At 67.1% G+C, this 16,377-nt stretch carries 13 protein-coding genes; 7 read left to right on the forward strand and 6 right to left on the reverse strand.

Going from position 1 to position 16,377, the window contains the following annotated elements; all coding sequences use genetic code 11:
* Positions 1–5 precede the first annotated feature (5 nt).
* Both WFK98_RS06520 and WFK98_RS06525 read left to right on the forward strand, forming a co-directional pair.
* On the forward strand, positions 6–356 hold the full coding sequence (locus WFK98_RS06520) for a TfoX/Sxy family protein (RefSeq protein ID WP_336799685.1): 351 nt from the start codon (positions 6–8) through the stop codon (positions 354–356).
* 141 nt (positions 357–497) lie between these two features.
* The gene (locus WFK98_RS06525) at positions 498–1,268 is read left to right on the forward strand and encodes a metallophosphoesterase family protein (protein WP_266339976.1); all 771 of its coding nucleotides are present in this window, start codon (positions 498–500) and stop codon (positions 1,266–1,268) included.
* 3 nt (positions 1,269–1,271) lie between these two features.
* On the opposite strand, the gene WFK98_RS06530 is transcribed toward WFK98_RS06525, so the two are convergent.
* From WFK98_RS06530 to WFK98_RS06540, 3 genes are all read right to left on the reverse strand, one after another.
* On the reverse strand, positions 1,272–1,760 hold the full coding sequence (locus WFK98_RS06530) for a Crp/Fnr family transcriptional regulator (RefSeq protein ID WP_336799686.1): 489 nt from the start codon (positions 1,758–1,760) through the stop codon (positions 1,272–1,274).
* Positions 1,761–1,876: 116 nt separating this feature from the next.
* Positions 1,877–2,653 carry a 2'-5' RNA ligase family protein gene (locus WFK98_RS06535; protein WP_336799687.1) on the reverse strand — a complete coding sequence of 259 codons (777 nt, stop codon included), beginning with the start codon at positions 2,651–2,653 and terminating at the stop codon, positions 1,877–1,879.
* A 287-nt stretch (positions 2,654–2,940) separates the two neighbouring features.
* Positions 2,941–6,402, reverse strand: coding sequence for an acyl-[ACP]--phospholipid O-acyltransferase (locus tag WFK98_RS06540; protein ID WP_336799688.1), 3,462 nt, complete (start codon positions 6,400–6,402; stop codon positions 2,941–2,943).
* Between the two features lie 191 nt (positions 6,403–6,593).
* On the opposite strand from WFK98_RS06540, the gene WFK98_RS06545 reads away from it, so the two are divergent.
* The gene (locus WFK98_RS06545) at positions 6,594–7,199 is read left to right on the forward strand and encodes a TetR/AcrR family transcriptional regulator (RefSeq protein ID WP_336799689.1); all 606 of its coding nucleotides are present in this window, start codon (positions 6,594–6,596) and stop codon (positions 7,197–7,199) included.
* Between the two features lie 259 nt (positions 7,200–7,458).
* Here the strand turns inward: WFK98_RS06545 and WFK98_RS06550 are convergent, their stop codons facing one another.
* Genes WFK98_RS06550 through WFK98_RS06560 form a run of 3 tightly spaced genes read right to left on the reverse strand, consistent with a single transcriptional unit; the run spans position 7,459 to position 9,181 of the window.
* Complete coding sequence (locus tag WFK98_RS06550) at positions 7,459–8,460, reverse strand: hypothetical protein (RefSeq protein WP_336799690.1); 1,002 nt, start codon at positions 8,458–8,460, stop codon at positions 7,459–7,461.
* Positions 8,460–8,891: a lasso peptide biosynthesis B2 protein gene (locus WFK98_RS06555; protein WP_336799691.1), complete on the reverse strand. Its 432-nt coding sequence runs from the start codon at positions 8,889–8,891 to the stop codon at positions 8,460–8,462. Before WFK98_RS06555 ends, WFK98_RS06550 begins: the two co-directional genes overlap by 1 nt.
* Positions 8,888–9,181 (reverse strand): PqqD family protein, encoded by a 294-nt coding sequence (locus tag WFK98_RS06560; RefSeq protein ID WP_266339982.1) that lies wholly within the window; start codon positions 9,179–9,181, stop codon positions 8,888–8,890. The genes WFK98_RS06555 and WFK98_RS06560 overlap by 4 nt, the downstream gene beginning before the upstream one ends.
* A 382-nt stretch (positions 9,182–9,563) precedes the next feature.
* Between WFK98_RS06560 and WFK98_RS06565 the strand changes: the two genes are divergently transcribed.
* From WFK98_RS06565 to glgB, 4 genes are all read left to right on the forward strand, one after another.
* Entirely contained in the window at positions 9,564–10,622 is a 1,059-nt protein-coding gene (locus WFK98_RS06565; RefSeq protein WP_336799692.1) for a nucleotidyltransferase family protein, read from the forward strand.
* Between the two features lie 6 nt (positions 10,623–10,628).
* Positions 10,629–11,366 (forward strand): Crp/Fnr family transcriptional regulator, encoded by a 738-nt coding sequence (locus WFK98_RS06570; RefSeq protein WP_266339984.1) that lies wholly within the window; start codon positions 10,629–10,631, stop codon positions 11,364–11,366.
* Positions 11,367–11,617: 251 nt separating this feature from the next.
* The gene (locus tag WFK98_RS06575) at positions 11,618–14,116 is read left to right on the forward strand and encodes a glycogen/starch/alpha-glucan phosphorylase (protein WP_336799693.1); all 2,499 of its coding nucleotides are present in this window, start codon (positions 11,618–11,620) and stop codon (positions 14,114–14,116) included.
* Positions 14,117–14,132: 16 nt separating this feature from the next.
* Complete coding sequence (gene glgB / locus WFK98_RS06580; RefSeq protein ID WP_336799694.1) at positions 14,133–16,325, forward strand: 1,4-alpha-glucan branching protein GlgB; 2,193 nt, start codon at positions 14,133–14,135, stop codon at positions 16,323–16,325.
* The last annotated feature ends 52 nt before the right edge of the window (positions 16,326–16,377 follow it).

Below are 16,377 nucleotides of genomic sequence, written 5' to 3' on the forward strand. Positions count from 1 at the left end.
GCAGCATGACGGCCGATCTCGACTATCTCGCGGAACTGTTCGAGCCGGTCGGCGGCGTCCGCATCCGCCGCTTGTTCGGCGGGCTCGGCTTCTTCCGCGACGGGCTGATGTTCGGCATCTGGCAGGACGACACGATCTACCTGAAGGCGGACGACGCCACCCGCCCGGCCTTCGAGGCCGAGGGCTGCGGCCCGTTCGTCTATGGCTCGAAGAACGGCCGCGAGACGTCGCTCAGCTATTTCCGCATGCCGGAGCGGCTGCTCGACGATACCGACGAATTGCGGGACTGGGCGCTGAAGGCGATCGACGTCGCCATCCGGGCCAACGCCAGGAAGCCGTCAGGAAAGAAGCGCTAGGGCTTTCGGCGCGGCTCGTCCCAAGGGGCGAGGGGCGGCCACGATTGCCGGATGACAGGTTCGGGGCGGACGGCTAGGCTTGGTTCCCTAAGGGAAGTCTCCCGTCATGCCAGCGGTTCTCGTTTCGGGATTGCATCGCCGATGCGGTTGCTCGTCGTCGCCGACCTTCACTATGCCCTGCCGCAATATGACTGGCTGGTAGATGTCGCCGGCCGCTTCGACATGGTCATCGTCGCCGGCGACCATCTCGACACGAGCTCGCTGGTCGATCTGCGCGCGCAGAGCATCGTCATCCAGAAATACATCGACCGCCTGCGGCAGAAGGCCATCGTCCTCGTCTGCTCCGGCAATCACGATCTCGATTCACGCAATGAATCCGGCGAGAAGATCACCCGCTGGATCCTCCAGCCCCAGGCGAAGGGCGTCCTGTCGGACGGCGATTCCTTCGTCCGGGACGACATGCTCTTCACCATCTGCCCGTGGTGGGATGGCCCGATCGTGCGCGATGCCATCGCCCGTCAGCTCGCCGAGGCCTCGGCCAGACGCCTTTCGCGCTGGATCTGGGTCCATCATGCGCCGCCGCGGACGACGCCCATCAGCTGGGACGGCAAGCGCTTTCATGGCGACACCGAGCTGGAGCAGTGGATCGGCGACTACAGCCCCGACTTCGTCTTTTCGGGCCACGTCCATCAGGCGCCGTTCGCCGCCGGCGGCTCCTGGGTCGACCGGATCGGCTCGACCTGGGTGTTCAACGCCGGACGGCAGTTCGGAGCGCCGCCAAGCTGCGTCGTCGTCGACACGGAGAGCCGGCAGGCTTTCTGGCTCTCGGCCGCCGGCAACGAGACGGTGGCGCTCGACCAGCCCCTGATCCGCCCGGTCCCGAAACTGACCGGGCTGCCGGACTGGCTGTAGCCGCTATTCCGTCGCGTTGCGCTGACGGTCGGAGCCGGGCGAGAACAGGCCCTGCTGGTGGACCAGGCTCTCGAGGACTTCGTCGACCATGGCGAAATGGTTCTCGTGATCCTGATATTGCCGCTTGATGTCGACCAGATAGGTGGTCGCCGCCTGGAGGCGCTGCGCCAGGATCCTGGCGACGCCGAAGGCGATCTCGGGATGCGATTGGATGATGTCGCGGGATCCCTCGAACACATAGGCCCGCGTCGGCGTCAGGGTTCGCGCGGTGGCGGAGTGCGGCGCGTCGAGGAGGGCCGACATCTCCCCGAATACCGAGCCCGGTTCGCTGGATACGACGATCGTGGTTTCGCCCCGCGCCACCTCGATCACGCCTTCGATCAGCACGTAGAGGAGCCCCGACATCGCTCCTTCTTCCAACAGCACCGAGCCCGCCGCAAACTGCCGTTCCGTGGCGCCAATATCCGCGCAGGTCTGCAGGATCGATTTCAAGGCCGGCTCCCGATCTGTCCTGAAAAGAGCAGGCGATATCCTAAGCAGAGTTTCGCGGCTTGGCCAACGCGGCGCGGCCTCCGTGTCCGAGCGGCGGCCGCGACAGCGCGAGGCCCTCAGGGCGTCAGCTCGATCGCCTTCAGCTCCTTGCGCGCCGTGCCGAACGTGCCGAGTTGGTAGACCGACGCGCCGGTCGGCTGGAACGTGAAGGCCACGAACGGCTCGGCCAGCATCTTCTTCAAATAGCTTTCCCTAGCCACGCCGATCGTCACATGCGGGTTGAAATGCTCGCCCGCCGCGTCGGTGACGAAGTCGTCGACATAGCGGATCAGCGATTCCTGGATGTCGCGTCCGCCCCTCCGGCTGAAGAACGCCGCCGGAGTTCCCGTCTTCACCGTGTAGGGCTGGATGGCGGCGATCAGTTCATCCTGCAGGCGGCGCAGGTCGTCGCTGGGCTCGACGACGATCCCCGCGAGGCCCATGGGCGGCGAGGGGATGTAGTAGTATTTGAACGCCTTCAGCGTCCACGCCGTCGGCTTTTCCTTGGCGAGGACCGTCCCCGCCGCCGCATAGACCTTGTCGAGCTCGTCGGTGCGGACGAACTGCTGCAGCAGCGTCACATGCGGGTGGTGCGTCGCGTCGAGCGCGAACCCCTTCGGGAAGGATTTGAGCAGCCGCGCATTGGCGTCCCTGGCGTGCTGGATCATGGTGGCGTCGGGTTCGAGCGCGATGTCGATCGCCGTCACGGAGCCGGATTTCGCCAGCGCTGCGGGCGGCGAACCTACAGCAAGGGCCAGCCCAAGACAGAGCGCCATGCCGGTCGCCAGCACGACCGCCATGCGCCGGTGCCGGCGCTGGGGTGGGGGAAGGACCTCCGGGACAGCCTGCTCCATCGCTTTTCTCCCCTGAATCCCCGCCGGTTCGCCGGGGAGGTTGGTCATCGCGTGTGCAGAAAGAGGTGCGCCGCCCGCCGCCTTCAAGGCCCCTCACGCAAACGTGGAAGGCGAAGGACCGCGCAACCGGTCTGGTACGAGAGGGGCAAACCCCTCACCCAACCCTCTCCCGCAAGCGGGCGAGGGCTTTTCCTCCTGCGGCCTTCATCGGCGCCGCGCATCTCCGCCACCTGCGTCCGGACTCGCCTCCCGCCTGCGGGAGAGGGCTGGGGTGAGGGGCTTGCTGGCTACTCCACCGCCACCACTTCCGGCTGCGGCGCCTTCGCCTTGACCGCGATGTCCGTCACGGCGGCGTTGTCGACCTTGCCGGAGCCGAGCAGCGGCAGCTTTTCCACGAACAGCAGCGTGCGGGGCAGCATGATCTCCGACAGGCCGCGGCCACGGACGAAGCGCTGGAACTCGGCGAGATCGGCGTCCGGCCGTTCCGTCACCAGCACGATCTCCTCGCCCTTGCGCTCATGCGGCACGGCGGCGGCCGCCGTGGCGTGGTGCGGCCAGAACTCGCCGGCGAGCGTCTCGATCGCCGCCAGCGACACCATCTCGCCGCCGACTTTTGCAAAACGCTTGGCCCGGCCGGAGATGGTGATGAAGCCGTCGTCGAGCGTGACGATGTCGCCGGTGTCGTACCAGCCGTCGACCGGCGGCTCCAGCACGCCGGGCGCCTCGGCGCGGTAGTAGCCGCGCATGACATTGGCGCCGCGCACCAGCAGCTTGCCGCCTTCCTCGATGCCGGCGACCTTCTCCAGCCGGGTCTCTATGCCCGGCAGCGCCCGGCCGACCGAGCCCGGGCGGTTGGCCATCGGCGTGTTGATCGAGATCACCGGCGCTGTCTCGGTCGTGCCATAGCCTTCGAGCAGCCGGATGCCGAACTTCTCCGACCAGACGCGGCGCGTCTCCGGCTTCACCCGCTCGGCCCCGGCAAACACGTAGCGGATCGAATAGAAGTCGTAGGGGTGCGCCATCCGGGCATAGCCGGCGAGGAAGGTGTCGGTGCCGAACATGATGGTGGCGTTCACGTCATAGGCCATCTCCGGCACGATCCGGTAGTGCAGTGGCGAGGGGTAGAGCATCTGCCGGACGCCGGAGAAGAGCGGCAGCAGGCAGCCCGCCGTCAGCCCGAAGGCGTGGAACAGCGGCAGCGCGTTCAGGACGATGTCCTCGCCGGAGAAGTCGATGACGCTGGCGATCTGCTGCCGGTTCGCCTGGATGGCGTGGTGGCTGAGCGAGACGCCCTTCGGCGTGCCCTCGGAGCCGGAGGTGAACAGCACCACGGCTTCGGCTTCTGGGTCGGTCGGGCGCTGGAAGGCGGTGCGGGAGACGAAGCGCGGCGCGATGCCCCCGGCAAACGCGAACAGCTTGCGGGCGAGGCCGATCTCGCCGCGCAGGTCCTCGAGATAGACGAGGCGGGCATTCTGGCCGAGCACGTCGGCGAGCGGCTGCAGGCGTCCCTTCTCGATGAACTGCCGCGAGGTCAGCACCAGCTTGACCTCGGCCGCCTTGCGGGCCGCGTCGACGGCGGCCGGGCCGGCCGAGAAGTTGAGCATGGCCGGGATGCGGCCGGTCACCTGCAGAGCGAAGAAGGTGACGACGGCGGCGAGCGTGTTGGGCAGCAGCACGCCGACCCGCTCGCCCGGCGCCGAAAGCCTGGCGAACGACTTGCCGAGCGCGAAGGCGCCGCGGAGGATCTGCGTGTAGCCGATCGGCGCGCGGGTGACGTCCTCCAGGATCGGCCGCTTGCCGTTGATGTGGCGGGCGCGCAGCAGCGTGGCGAACAGCGTCTCGGCGGCCGGGCTGGTCGCATAGACCATCTCGGTCATGATCGCCTGCAGGTGATGGCCGGCCTCGTGCCGCCGCTTGCGGCCGACCAGGCCCGGCGTCAGCTCGATCCGCCGCGACGGCAGCACCGTCATCTGGATGTCGGGGCAGAGCCGGCGCCGCACCTTGCCCTTGAGGCGCGAGAAGATCGTGTATTGCGCGCCGTCGATGCGGACGGGGATGATCGGCACGTCGGCGAGCGCGGCGATCATCGCCGGGCCGTCATAGACCTTCATCAGCGCGCCGGTGACGGTGATGCGTCCTTCCGGGAAGATCACCAGCCGGCGGCCTTCCTTCACCAGCTTGACCATCCTGCGGACGGTGAACGGGCTGGTCGGGTCGACGGGGACGAGGTCGAAGAACAGGAAGGCGGGCTGCACCCACCAGCGTTCGGCGATGTACTTGTTGATGGCGAAGACGGGCTTGCCCGGCAGCAGGCAGCCGATCAGCACGGCGTCGATGAAGGAGGTGTGGTTGACCACGACGACGGCCGCATCCTCGCCGTCGCCATAGTTCTCCAGGCCCTTCACGCGGGCGCGGAACAGGATCTGCAAGATACGGTGGCCGATCGCCTTGACCAGTTCGTCGGGGACGAATTTCAGGCAGACGATGGCAGCGATGATGTTGGCGAGGCCGAGCCAGAACAGGAGCTGCAGCGTCGTGACGCCGGCGGCGAGAAGGGCGGCGGCGACCACCGTGCCGAGCACCATGATGGCCGCGTTCATGATGTTGTTGCCGGCGATGGCCGCGGAGCGCTCGTGCTCCTCGGCGCGCGATTGCAGCAGCGCATAGAGAGGCACGGTGAAGAGCCCGCCGCCAAAGGCGACACCGACGAGGTCGACCAGCACGCGGATGCCGGCGGCCGAGGTTATGAAAGCGCCGAAATCGAGCGCGCCGCCGGCGCCGACCATGCCGAGCGCGCTGGCCGAATGCGACAGGTCGACCATGAAGCCGGCCATCACCAGCGCGCCGATCGGCGTGTGGCGGGCCGAAATCCGGCCGGCGAGCAGCTTGGCCGTCGCGGCCGAGCCGAGTCCGATGCCGACGACGAAGGCGGCGACCAGCAGGTTGGCGACGATCTCGTCGACCTTGAGCGTCGACTTTGCGAAGTCGGGGAACACCGACATCACGATCAGGCCGATCATCCAGAACCAGGAAATGCCGGAGACGGCGAGGAACAGCGAGCGCTTGCGGCGGATGGCGGCGAAGGCGTCGCGGCTGGAGCCGACGAGCGAGAAGCGGAACGTGCCGGCATTCGGCGCCGGCGGCGCGGAGGGCACGAAGAAGGCGGCGACCGCGCCGACCAGCGCGACGGAGACGAGGCCGACGATCGCCACCCATTTGCCGCCGAGGCCGACGCTGAGGCCGCCGAACAGGGTGCCGAGCAGGATGGCGACGAAGGTCGAGCCCTCGAACAGCGCGTTGGCGGCGACCAGACGGTCGCGGCCGACGAATTGCGGCAGGATCGAATATTTGGCCGGCCCGAAGATGGTCGACTGCACGGCGTAGAGGAACATGCCGAGCAGGGCGAGCGGGGCGGAGTGGATCATGATGGCGATCGAGGAGAGGATCGCGAGGCCGACCTCGGCCACCCGCGTCCAGCGCACGACGAGCATCTTGTCGACGGTATCGGAAAGCCGGCCCGACACGCCCGAGAACAGGAAGAAGGGCAACATGAACACCGCCCCGCCCAGCGTTACCGCCACCTGCGGCGACAGGCCGAACAGCTCCGCGCCGCCATAGGCGACCATGAAGCCGAAGGCGCTCTTCAGGGCGTTGTCGGCGAAGGCGCCGAACCATTGCACGATGAAGAGGGGCAGGAAGCCCGGCGTTTTCAGGAGCGGCGGCGAGCCGGCCCGGGAGTGGGCGGGCAACGATGCCTCGGGCGAGGATGTCTTTGCGGAAGCGTCCATGGCGTCAAACCTCGGCCTGTTCGCGGCGACTCGCAAGTCGCATGAATTGAACGATGTTCAATTTCATAACAGCGTTTTGAACGATGTTCAATATGTGCTACGGAACGGGCCGGCGAGAGCATGCGCCGGGTAAGAGCCTGTCAGGAGGCGAGATGGCACGTCGCAGCGACCATGCCCCCGAAGAGCTGAAGCATCTGGCGCTGGAGGCGGCGCGCGCGATCGTGGTGGAGGAGGGCCTGCGCGGCCTGACGGTGCGCCGGGTCGCCGAGCGGATCGGATATGCGCCGGGCACGATCTACAATCTGTTCGCCAATCTCGACGACCTCATCGTCCAGGTGAACGCGGCGACGCTCGACGCTCTCGCGCTGGTTTTGGTCGAGGCGGCAAGGGCGGAACCGGCGCGGCGACCCGAACGGCTGGTGGACGCCTATTTCGATTTCGTCGAGAGCCGCCCGCGCCTTTGGAGCCTGCTGTTCGAGCATCGCCTGCCGGAGGGCGAGGACCTGCCGGACTGGTATCGGCCGAAGCTCGCGGCCCTGATCTCGCTCGTCGCCGAGGCGCTCGGTCCGTTGATGCCGGACACCTCCGCCGCGGCGCGGCAGGCGGCGACCGTCACCATGTGGGCCGGCCTGCACGGTATCTCGACGCTCGCCGTCTCCAGCAAGCTGGCGCTGGTCGCCGAGACCGAGCCGCGCGCGCTCGGCCACCTGCTGGTGCGGCGGATGCTGGGCGGCCCGGCGGCTGAAGCGACCGGCTAGGCGGAGGTCGACAGGAGAGACTTCTGGACCCTCCTTCGAGGCTTCGCTGCGCGAAGCACCTCAGGATGATGGCCGGGGAGTTCAGGCGCCTAGGGCGTGCCGGATGGGTGGTGCAGCGAAAGTCAGGAACGGCGGGACGTCGGGCGCTTGCCGGGCGCCAAAGCTCCCGGCCCCATCCAAGCCACGACCATCATCCTGAGGTGCCCGGCGCAGCCGGGCCCCGAAGGAGGGGCCAGCCAGCTCTCCGAGCCTCCAAACCTCAGCCCGCCATCGCCTCGTGGATGATGCCCAGCGCCTTGTCGAAGGCCGGCGCGATGCGGCGCGGCTCGGTGCCGGCATCGAGGCGGAAGGTCGGCGTCGATCCGACGAGCTTCGACAGCATCCGGAACAACTCCTGCTGCGCGCGTGGCACGCCGCCGCCGAGCAGGCCGATATTGTCACTGAGGATCACGGTGAGCGCGTCGGCCTTGGAGAGGCGCTTCAGGCTCGCTTCGCCTTCCGAGCGCGGACCCACGACCACGACTGCGCCGATCCGGTATCCCTTCGAGGCATCGGGCAGCGGCAGCAATTCGGCGAGCGCGGCGCGCGTCAGCGGCGCCTCGTCCTCCTCGCCGCCGAAGGCGCCGAGATGCGGCGCGATTTCGGGGAACATCGCCGCCGTCCGCCGCTGCACCTTCAGCGTGCGCGGCATGCCCCAGCCGAACAGTTCCACGCCTTCCTGGCGCAGGATGACAACGTCATCGCCCATATGGCCGTAGCCGCCGAGCGCCAGCGCGAGTGAGGTCGTGGTCTTGCCGAAGCCGCTCGGGGCGAACAGCAGCATGAGTTCGTCGCGCCCGGGAAGCATCAGCGACGCGGAATGGATCGTCATCAGGCCGTGCCCGCGCAGCGCCATGTCGAGAAGCACCGCGCCCGCCATCGAGCGGAACGGCTGCTCGGCCGAGGCCGTGACCTGAACCTCGGTCTGTGCGCGGCCGATTTCCTCTGTGATCGAGAGCTTGCCGGGAACGCGGAACTGCTGGCGGTCGCCATTGGCGCTGATCTCGGCATAGAGGCCGTCGATCAGCGTGCCGGACCAGATCAACTCGCCCTCGGTGGCGATGTCGTCGCCCGCGGCTTCGCGGACCAGGATTTCGTGCGCGACCGGGCCTTCCGCCTGCTCGAAGCCGGCAAGCTGCGGGAAGATCGGCGCGCCCAGTCCCTCGCGCTCGGCGATCACGTTGAAGGCGAGGCCGGGGATGACGAAACGGGTCTTGTGCATCAGGCGGATCCGGCGCGGTTCTTTTCGATGAAAACCGTCACCATGGATGGTTCCGGCGGATTGAGAAGGGGCTTGTCGTCGACGACGACCCAGCAATGGGCGGAGAGCCTGGCGCTGCCGATGCTCTTGCGGTCGACGCCGAAATGCATGGCGGCCGGGATCCCCGCGAGCGTCAGGAAGCGATAGGCGAGAATGCCCTCGCGCAGGCACCGGCGGTCGCGCATCACCCAGGGGCGCCGTGCCGCGCGCTTGGCGCGGTGGGCTATATAGGCGGGCGCGAGGCCGCGGTAGCGTCGATCGGCGCCGGCATCGGCGATCTTCATGATGTCGGCGAAATCACGGGACTTTCGGCAGCGGAGCGGCAGGGTGCGGGCCCAGAACCACATCTCGACCCGGAACATCGCCCGGCGAAGGACGCTGCCGGATGTCACTTGTCGACGCGAACGATCAGGCCTTCGGAGGCCAGATGGTTGGCGAGATCCGACATGTCGTCGCGCAGCATGTCGGCGTCGACGTCGAACACGGTTTCCAGCTCCGTCAGGATGCCGGCGAAATTGCGGGTTCCGTCGACGGTCGACAGGAAAGCGGCCGTGGTGTCGTTGCAGGTGAAGAGCTGGCCCGACACGGTGTCGAGCAGAACGCCGCCTTCGCCGTCGCCGAGCGGCTGAAAGCTCGTGTTTTCATGAAGCGCCCAAACGGCGCTCGGCTCAATTCTGGACACGGGAAGTCTCTCTCTTGGCTGGTGCGAAACGTGGGATAGCCGAACCAGGTGTGCTTGACCAGAGGTGCGGCTTGCGGTTGGCTAACCGAACGGCGGCTTCGTCCGATCGATTCAAAGATAGTCAGCAGGGAATATGGAATGAAGAAGACGTATGAGAAGCCCAAATTGCTGAAGCGCGAACGCGTGGCGATGATCGTCGCCGCCACGTCCGGCAATGCGCCGCCTCCGTAGGCGGATCCCGTTTCGGCTGAGCCGTGCGTCGCTCGACGCCGGTTGGCCGTCCTGAATATGCAGGGGATGATGGGCGGTGCGGAGGCATCGCCCTTTGTTCATCCGGGCGGCGGTGTCCGTCCGGCTTGTCTGCCGATGCAATGAGGATTGTATGTCCGCTGTCGATTCCGCTGAGACCGCGCCGCCGCCGGGCGGGACGCCGCGTCGTCTGTCGCGCGCCGATGGCCGCCTGCTGATCGAACTCGCGGACCCGGAATCGACCCTCGCCCCGATGACGCTCACCCGCGAACGGGCCGGCCTGCTACTGTCGCAGGCCGAGCGGCATGGTGTGCTTCCCGCGGTTTTGCGTAAGCTTCGGCCGATGCTTTCCAGCACCGAGCTTCGCCCCGTGCGCGACGATTTCGCCGGCCGCTTCGCCAGCGGCATCGCGTTCAACATGCAGTTGCGCGCCGAGGCGAAGGGGCTGTCGACGGCGCTCCGCGCGGCAGGCCAGCCGGCGCTGCTGATCAAGGGGCATGATTTCGCCGACAACATCTATCCGGACCCGGTGCTGCGGCCGACCAGCGACATCGACCTGATCATCCCGGTCGAGAGCCTCGATGCGGTCGAGGCCGTGGTGGCGGCCTCAGGGTTCGAACTGTGGCCGGACCAGCGCGACGACGAGCAGATGGAGCGCAAGTGGTTCCATGCGGTTCACAAGCGGCTGATGCTGGAGATCCAGGGCAACCTGGTCCACGCGCCCGGCCTTCGCTCGAAGCTTTCGCTCGGCTTTGCCGAGCTCTGCCCGCATGGCGATCCGGCCGAGGCCGCGCGTTCCTCGACGCGGCTCGCGATCGCCGGCGTCCACGCTGCGAGCTCGCATCATTTCGAGTTGCTGCGGCTGGTCATCGACGTGCTGCAGGCGGCGCGCCGGCTGCAGGGCGCGGCGGAGGAACAGGCGCTCGAAGATCTCGTCCGCCGTTCCGGCACGCGCCTGGCGCTGGTCGCCGCGCTCGACCTCGCGGCCGGGCTCTATGACGACCGGCGCTGCCGGGAGCTCGCGGGCGGGCTGGCTCCCGTGCGCTTCCGCTCGATGTCCAGGCTGCTGATCAGCGGCGACATGGTGATGGCGATGGAGACCGGCGAGCGGGCGCTGCAATCGTGGCGGCGGTCGCTGTTCCGCGAATTGCTGAAGCGCGGTGAGGGGCGGGCTTCACTTCCCTCGTCATGAGGCGAATTGAATGCTATCCGTTACACAACGCATCAGGGTAGTACGCAGATCACGACGGAGGGCAGGGTGCAGGTCGGCGAGATTGTTTCCTGGCTCGGTCGGACGAGCTTCTTCAACGGCCTCGAAAAGGAAGATCTGACGCGTCTGGCGCAGATCGCCCGCGTCACGACCTATCCCGCCGATACGGTGCTGTTTTCCCAGGGCGACGAATCGGACGGGCTCTATTCTGTCGTCGACGGCATCGTGCGCATCTTTCTGACGGCGGACGACAGCCGCGAACTGACGATCCAGCTGTTCGAGGAAGGCGAGGTGATCGGCGAGATCGCGCTGATCGACGGCCTGCCGCGCAGCGCCGGCGCGGCCACGCTGACGGAGACGAAGCTGATCTTCGTGCCGCGCCAGCCCTTCCTGAACCTGCTCGACACTTCCAGCCAGCTGCAGCGCCAGATCATCCTGAGCCTCTGCGAGCGGCTCCGCCAGACCAACGAGCAGGTGAACCGCGCCGTGTTCACCGACCTGCGCCACCGCCTGCTGGTGCTCCTGCGCCAGCTCGCTCTCATCCATGGCCGCATCGAGCGCGATGTCGCCGTGGTCGAGCTGGACCTGACCCAGGGCACGCTGGCGCAGATGCTGGGCGCGAGCCGCGAGGCCGTGAACAAGCAGATTCGCGCCCTGATCAAGGAAGGCCGCCTCTCGGTCGACGGCCATCGCATCATCGTGCATCGCTCGATGCGCGATGCCTGAGCGGCGCCCGCGCCAAGGGCTCCCGGCCGAATGACTGAAAAATAGGCTGTCGTCTTGCCGAAACGGACTATGGCATAAGGTGCCGCAGCAATGCGGTTCCGTTTTGCGCCCTTATGGTTGAATCCGGCGGGGCAGTTCGATCCGGCATTGTTGTTGCATGGAATTCTGCCTGGCCCGAGCGTTCGCCGGGGGCCGGGTGCAAGGCAGGACGCGGCGAGCCACGACGAGGCCTATCGATGCAAGACGCTACCATGTCGATATCGACCGAGGATGCCGAGGCGGTGGAGCCGGCGCGGAGTCCCGCCGCCACGCCGACGGAGGCCCAGATCGCCGCCGCGCGCGACGCCATCAACGCCAAGCTCACCTATGCTGTCGGCAAGAACGCCGTCACCGCCAGCGACCGCGACTGGTTCGTCGCGACGGCGCTCGCCGTGCGCGACCGCATGGTCGATCCCTGGATCGCCTCCTCCAAGGCGACCTATGCCGAGGGCCGCAAGCGGGTCTACTACCTGTCGCTCGAATTCCTGATCGGCCGGCTACTATTCGACGCGATGAACAATCTCGGCCTGACCGAGGCGTTCCGCGCCGCGCTCGGCGATCTCGGCGTCGACATGGAGCGGCTGCGCACCGTCGAGCCGGACGCGGCGCTCGGCAATGGCGGCCTCGGCCGTCTCGCCGCCTGCTTCATGGATTCGATGGCCTCGCTGTCGATCCCGGCCTATGGCTACGGCATCCGCTATGACCACGGCCTGTTCCGCCAGGTGGTGAAGGGCGGCTGGCAGCAGGAATATCCCGAGACCTGGCTCTCCTTCGGCAATCCCTGGCAGTTCGAGCGTCCCGAGGTCGTCTACGACATCCAGTTCGGCGGCTCGGTCGAGGCGATCATGACGCCCTCCGGCGTCGCGCGCTATGTCTGGCACGCGGCCGAGACGATCGAGGCGGTGCCCTATGACACCCCGATCCCCGGCTGGCGCGGCCGCCATGTCAACACGCTGCGCCTCTGGTCGGCGCGCGCCGTCGACCCGCTCCGCCTCGACGCCTTCAACTCCGGCGATCACATCGGCGCGCTGGTCGAGCAGGTGCGGGCCGAGACGATCTCCAAGATTCTCTATCCGAGCGACGAGAGCGCGGCCGGGCAGGAGCTGCGCCTCCGGCAGGAATACTTCTTCGTCTCCGCCTCGCTGCAGGACCTGATCCATCGCCATACCCGCACCTATGGCGACATCCGCTCGCTGCCGGACAAGGTGGCGATCCAGCTGAACGATACCCACCCGGCGATCTCCGTCGCCGAGTTGATGCGCATCCTCGTAGACCTGCGCGAGATCCCGTGGGACGAGGCCTGGGACATCACCGTCCGCACGCTCGGCTACACCAACCACACGCTGCTGCCCGAGGCGCTGGAAACCTGGCCGGTGCCGCTCCTGGAGCGGCTGCTGCCGCGCCAGATGCAGATCATCTACCTCGTCAACGCGATCCATCTCGAAAAGGCGAAGAAGCTGCCCGAATCGAATGACCGCTTCCTCTCCTCCGTCTCGCTGATCGACGAGAACAATGGCCGGCGCGTGCGCATGGGCCATCTCGCCTTCATCGGCTCGCATTCGATCAACGGCGTTTCGGCGCTGCATTCCGACCTGGTCAAGAAGACGATCTTCCACGACCTCGACCTCGTCTACCCGGGCCGCGTCAACAACAAGACCAACGGCATCACCTTCCGGCGCTGGCTGCACGAGGCCAACCCGGGCCTGACGCGCATCCTCGTCGACACCTGCGGCCCGGAGATCCTCGACGATGCCACTGTGCTGGACCGGCTCGAGCCGCATGTCGGCGACACGGCGCTGCACGACGCCTTCGGCGCCGTCCGCCGCAACAACAAGGTGGCGCTCGCCAAGCTGATCCGCGACCGGCTCGACATCCGCGTCAATCCGAACGCGCTGTTCGACGTGCAGATCAAGCGCATCCACGAATACAAGCGCCAGCTGCTCAACATCCTGGAGACGATCGCGCTCTACCAGGCGATGCGCGCCCAGCCTCACAAGGAATGGGTGCCGCGCGTAAAGATCTTCGCGGGCAAGGCGGCGGCGAGCTACCACCAGGCCAAGCTGATCATCAAGCTCGCCAATGACGTGGCGCAGGTGGTGAACAGCGACCCGACCGTGCGCGACCTGCTCAAGGTCGTGTTCCTGCCGAACTACAATGTCAGCCTCGCCGAGATGATCATCCCGGCCGCCGACCTGTCCGAGCAGATCTCGACGGCGGGCATGGAGGCGTCCGGCACCGGCAACATGAAGCTGGCGCTGAATGGCGCGCTCACCATCGGCACCCTCGACGGCGCCAATGTCGAGATCCACGAGCGCGTCGGCGACGACAACATCTTCATCTTCGGCCTGACCACCGAGGAGGTCGCGGCCCGCCGCGCCGCCGGCATCGACGCCAGCGACACGATCGCGAAGTCCCGCATGCTGGCGGACGTGCTGGAGGCGATCGAGAGCGGCATCTTCTCGCCCGGCGAGCCCGGCCGCTTCGCCGCGCTGACAACGGCATTGCGCCATCACGACTACTTCCTGGTGACCGCCGACTTCGATTCCTACTATGCCGCGCAACGAGACGTTGACGCGCTGTGGCTCGACAGAGCAGCATGGTGGAAGGCGAGCCTGCTGAATACGGCTCGGGTCGGCTGGTTCTCCTCGGACCGCACCATCGCGGAATACGCCAAGGAGATCTGGAACGTACCCGTCCGGCCGGCAGGCTAGGGCATACGGAGACGCGATGTCGGTTTGGCGTGCGAGTGGTGCAGATGTCGAAGCCCTGATTGCCGCGCGCCATGGTGATCCCTTTGCCCTTCTCGGGCCGCACGAAACGGCTGACGGCCTCGTCATCCGCGCCTTCGTGCCCCATGCCGAGACGCTTGCCGTCGAGGATCTCGACGGCAGGCGGGTCGCGCCGCTGGAGCGGCGGCCCGGGACGGACTTCTTCGAGGGACTGATTCCCGGCCGGTCCGAACGCTTCGGCTATCGCCTCCGCGCCGAGAATGCCGGCGGCGGCTGGACCTTCTACGATCCCTACAGTTTCGCCGGCGTGCTCGGCGCCACCGACGACTATCTGCTCGTCGAGGGCACCCACCGACAGCTCTACGCCAAGCTCGGCGCCCATCTGCTGCATCATCAGGGCGTTGATGGCGTGCATTTCGCCGTCTGGGCGCCCGACGCGCAGCGCGTTTCCGTCGTCGGTAACTTCAATGGCTGGGACGGCCGCCGCCACCAGATGCGCAAGCGCGTCGACAGCGGGCTGTGGGAGTTGTTCGCGCCCGGCTTCGGCGAGGGCGAGATCTACAAATACGAGATCGTCGGCGCCGACGGCATCGTGCAGCCGCTCAAGGCCGATCCGGTCGGCTTCGCCGGCGAATTGCGGCCCTCGACCGCCTCGATCGTGGCGCGGACCGACAATTTCAGCTGGCGCGACGATGACTATCTGCGCCAGCGCGAAGAGGGGCAGGCGCGCCGGAAGCCGATGGCGATCTACGAGGTCCATCTCGGCTCCTGGCAGCGCGGCGACGGCAATGCCTTCCTCACCTATGACGAACTCGCCGACCGGCTGATCCCCTATGCGGTCGAGATGGGCTTCACCCATCTCGAACTGCTGCCGGTCAGCGAGCATCCGCTCGACGACAGCTGGGGCTACCAGCCGATCGGGCTGTTTGCGCCGACGCGCCGCCATGGCGATCCCGTAGGCTTCGCCCGCTTCGTCGATCGCGCCCATCAGGCGGGCCTCGCCATCATCCTCGACTGGGTGCCGGCGCATTTCCCGACCGACCGGCACGGCCTCGCCCATTTCGACGGCAAGCCGCTCTACGAGCATGCCGATCCGCGCCGCGGCTTTCATCCTGACTGGAACACGGCGATCTATGATTTCGGCCGCGCCGAGGTCGCGAACTTCCTCGCCGCCAGCGCGCTCTACTGGCTTGATCGCTTCCATGTCGACGGCCTGCGCGTCGATGCCGTCGCGTCGATGCTCTATCTCGATTATTCCCGCAAGGCCGGCGAGTGGCTGCCCAACCCGGATGGCACCAACGACAACAAGGATGCCGTCGCCTTCCTGCGCCGCGTCAACCAGCTCTGCTATGGCGAGCATCCCGGCACGGTGACGATCGCCGAGGAATCGACCGCCTGGCCCGGCGTGTCGCGCCCGGCGCATGAAAACGGCCTCGGCTTCGGCTTCAAGTGGAACATGGGCTGGATGCACGACACGCTCGACTACATGTCGCTCGAGCCGATCCATCGCCGCTACCACCACGACAAGCTGACCTTTGGCCTGCTCTATGCCTTCTCGGAGAATTTCGTCCTGCCGCTCAGCCATGACGAGGTCGTGCATGGCAAGCGCTCGATCCTCGGTCGCATGCCGGGCGATCGCTGGCAGCAATTCGCCAATCTGCGCGCCTATTACGGCTTCATGTGGGGGCACCCCGGCAAGAAGCTGCTGTTCATGGGCCAGGAGTTCGGCCAGCAGAACGAATGGAACTTCAACCAGAGCCTCGACTGGCATCTGCTGGCAGAGCCGGCCCATGCCGGCCTGCGCGACTTCGTGCGCGACCTGAACCATGCCTACCGGCAGCATCCGGCCCTCCATGCGCGCGATTGCGAGGGCGAGGGATTCCGCTGGGTGGTCGCCGACGACAAGGAACAGTCGGTCTTCGCCTTCCTGCGCTTCGGCGCGCCGGGCGACAGGCCGGTTCTCGTCGTCTCCAACTTCACGCCGGTGGTGCGCGATTTCTACCGCGTCGGCGTGCCCGAAGCCGGGCGCTGGCGCGAGATCCTGAATTCGGACGCCGAGATCTATGGCGGCTCCGGCAAGGGCAATCTGGGCGCCGTCGAGGCCGTCCCGGTGCCGGCGCATGGTTTTCCGGCTTCGGCCACAATGGTCCTTCCCCCGCTCTCGACCGTCTTCTTCGAGTTCGATCCATAGGCCGGCTGCGGCGCGGGGGCTTGGTTTGACAAAAACACTGCAGGGCAACGAG

Source organism: Kaistia sp. MMO-174, assembly GCF_037147815.1.
In the GTDB taxonomy this organism is placed as follows: domain Bacteria; phylum Pseudomonadota; class Alphaproteobacteria; order Rhizobiales; family Kaistiaceae; genus Kaistia; species Kaistia nematophila.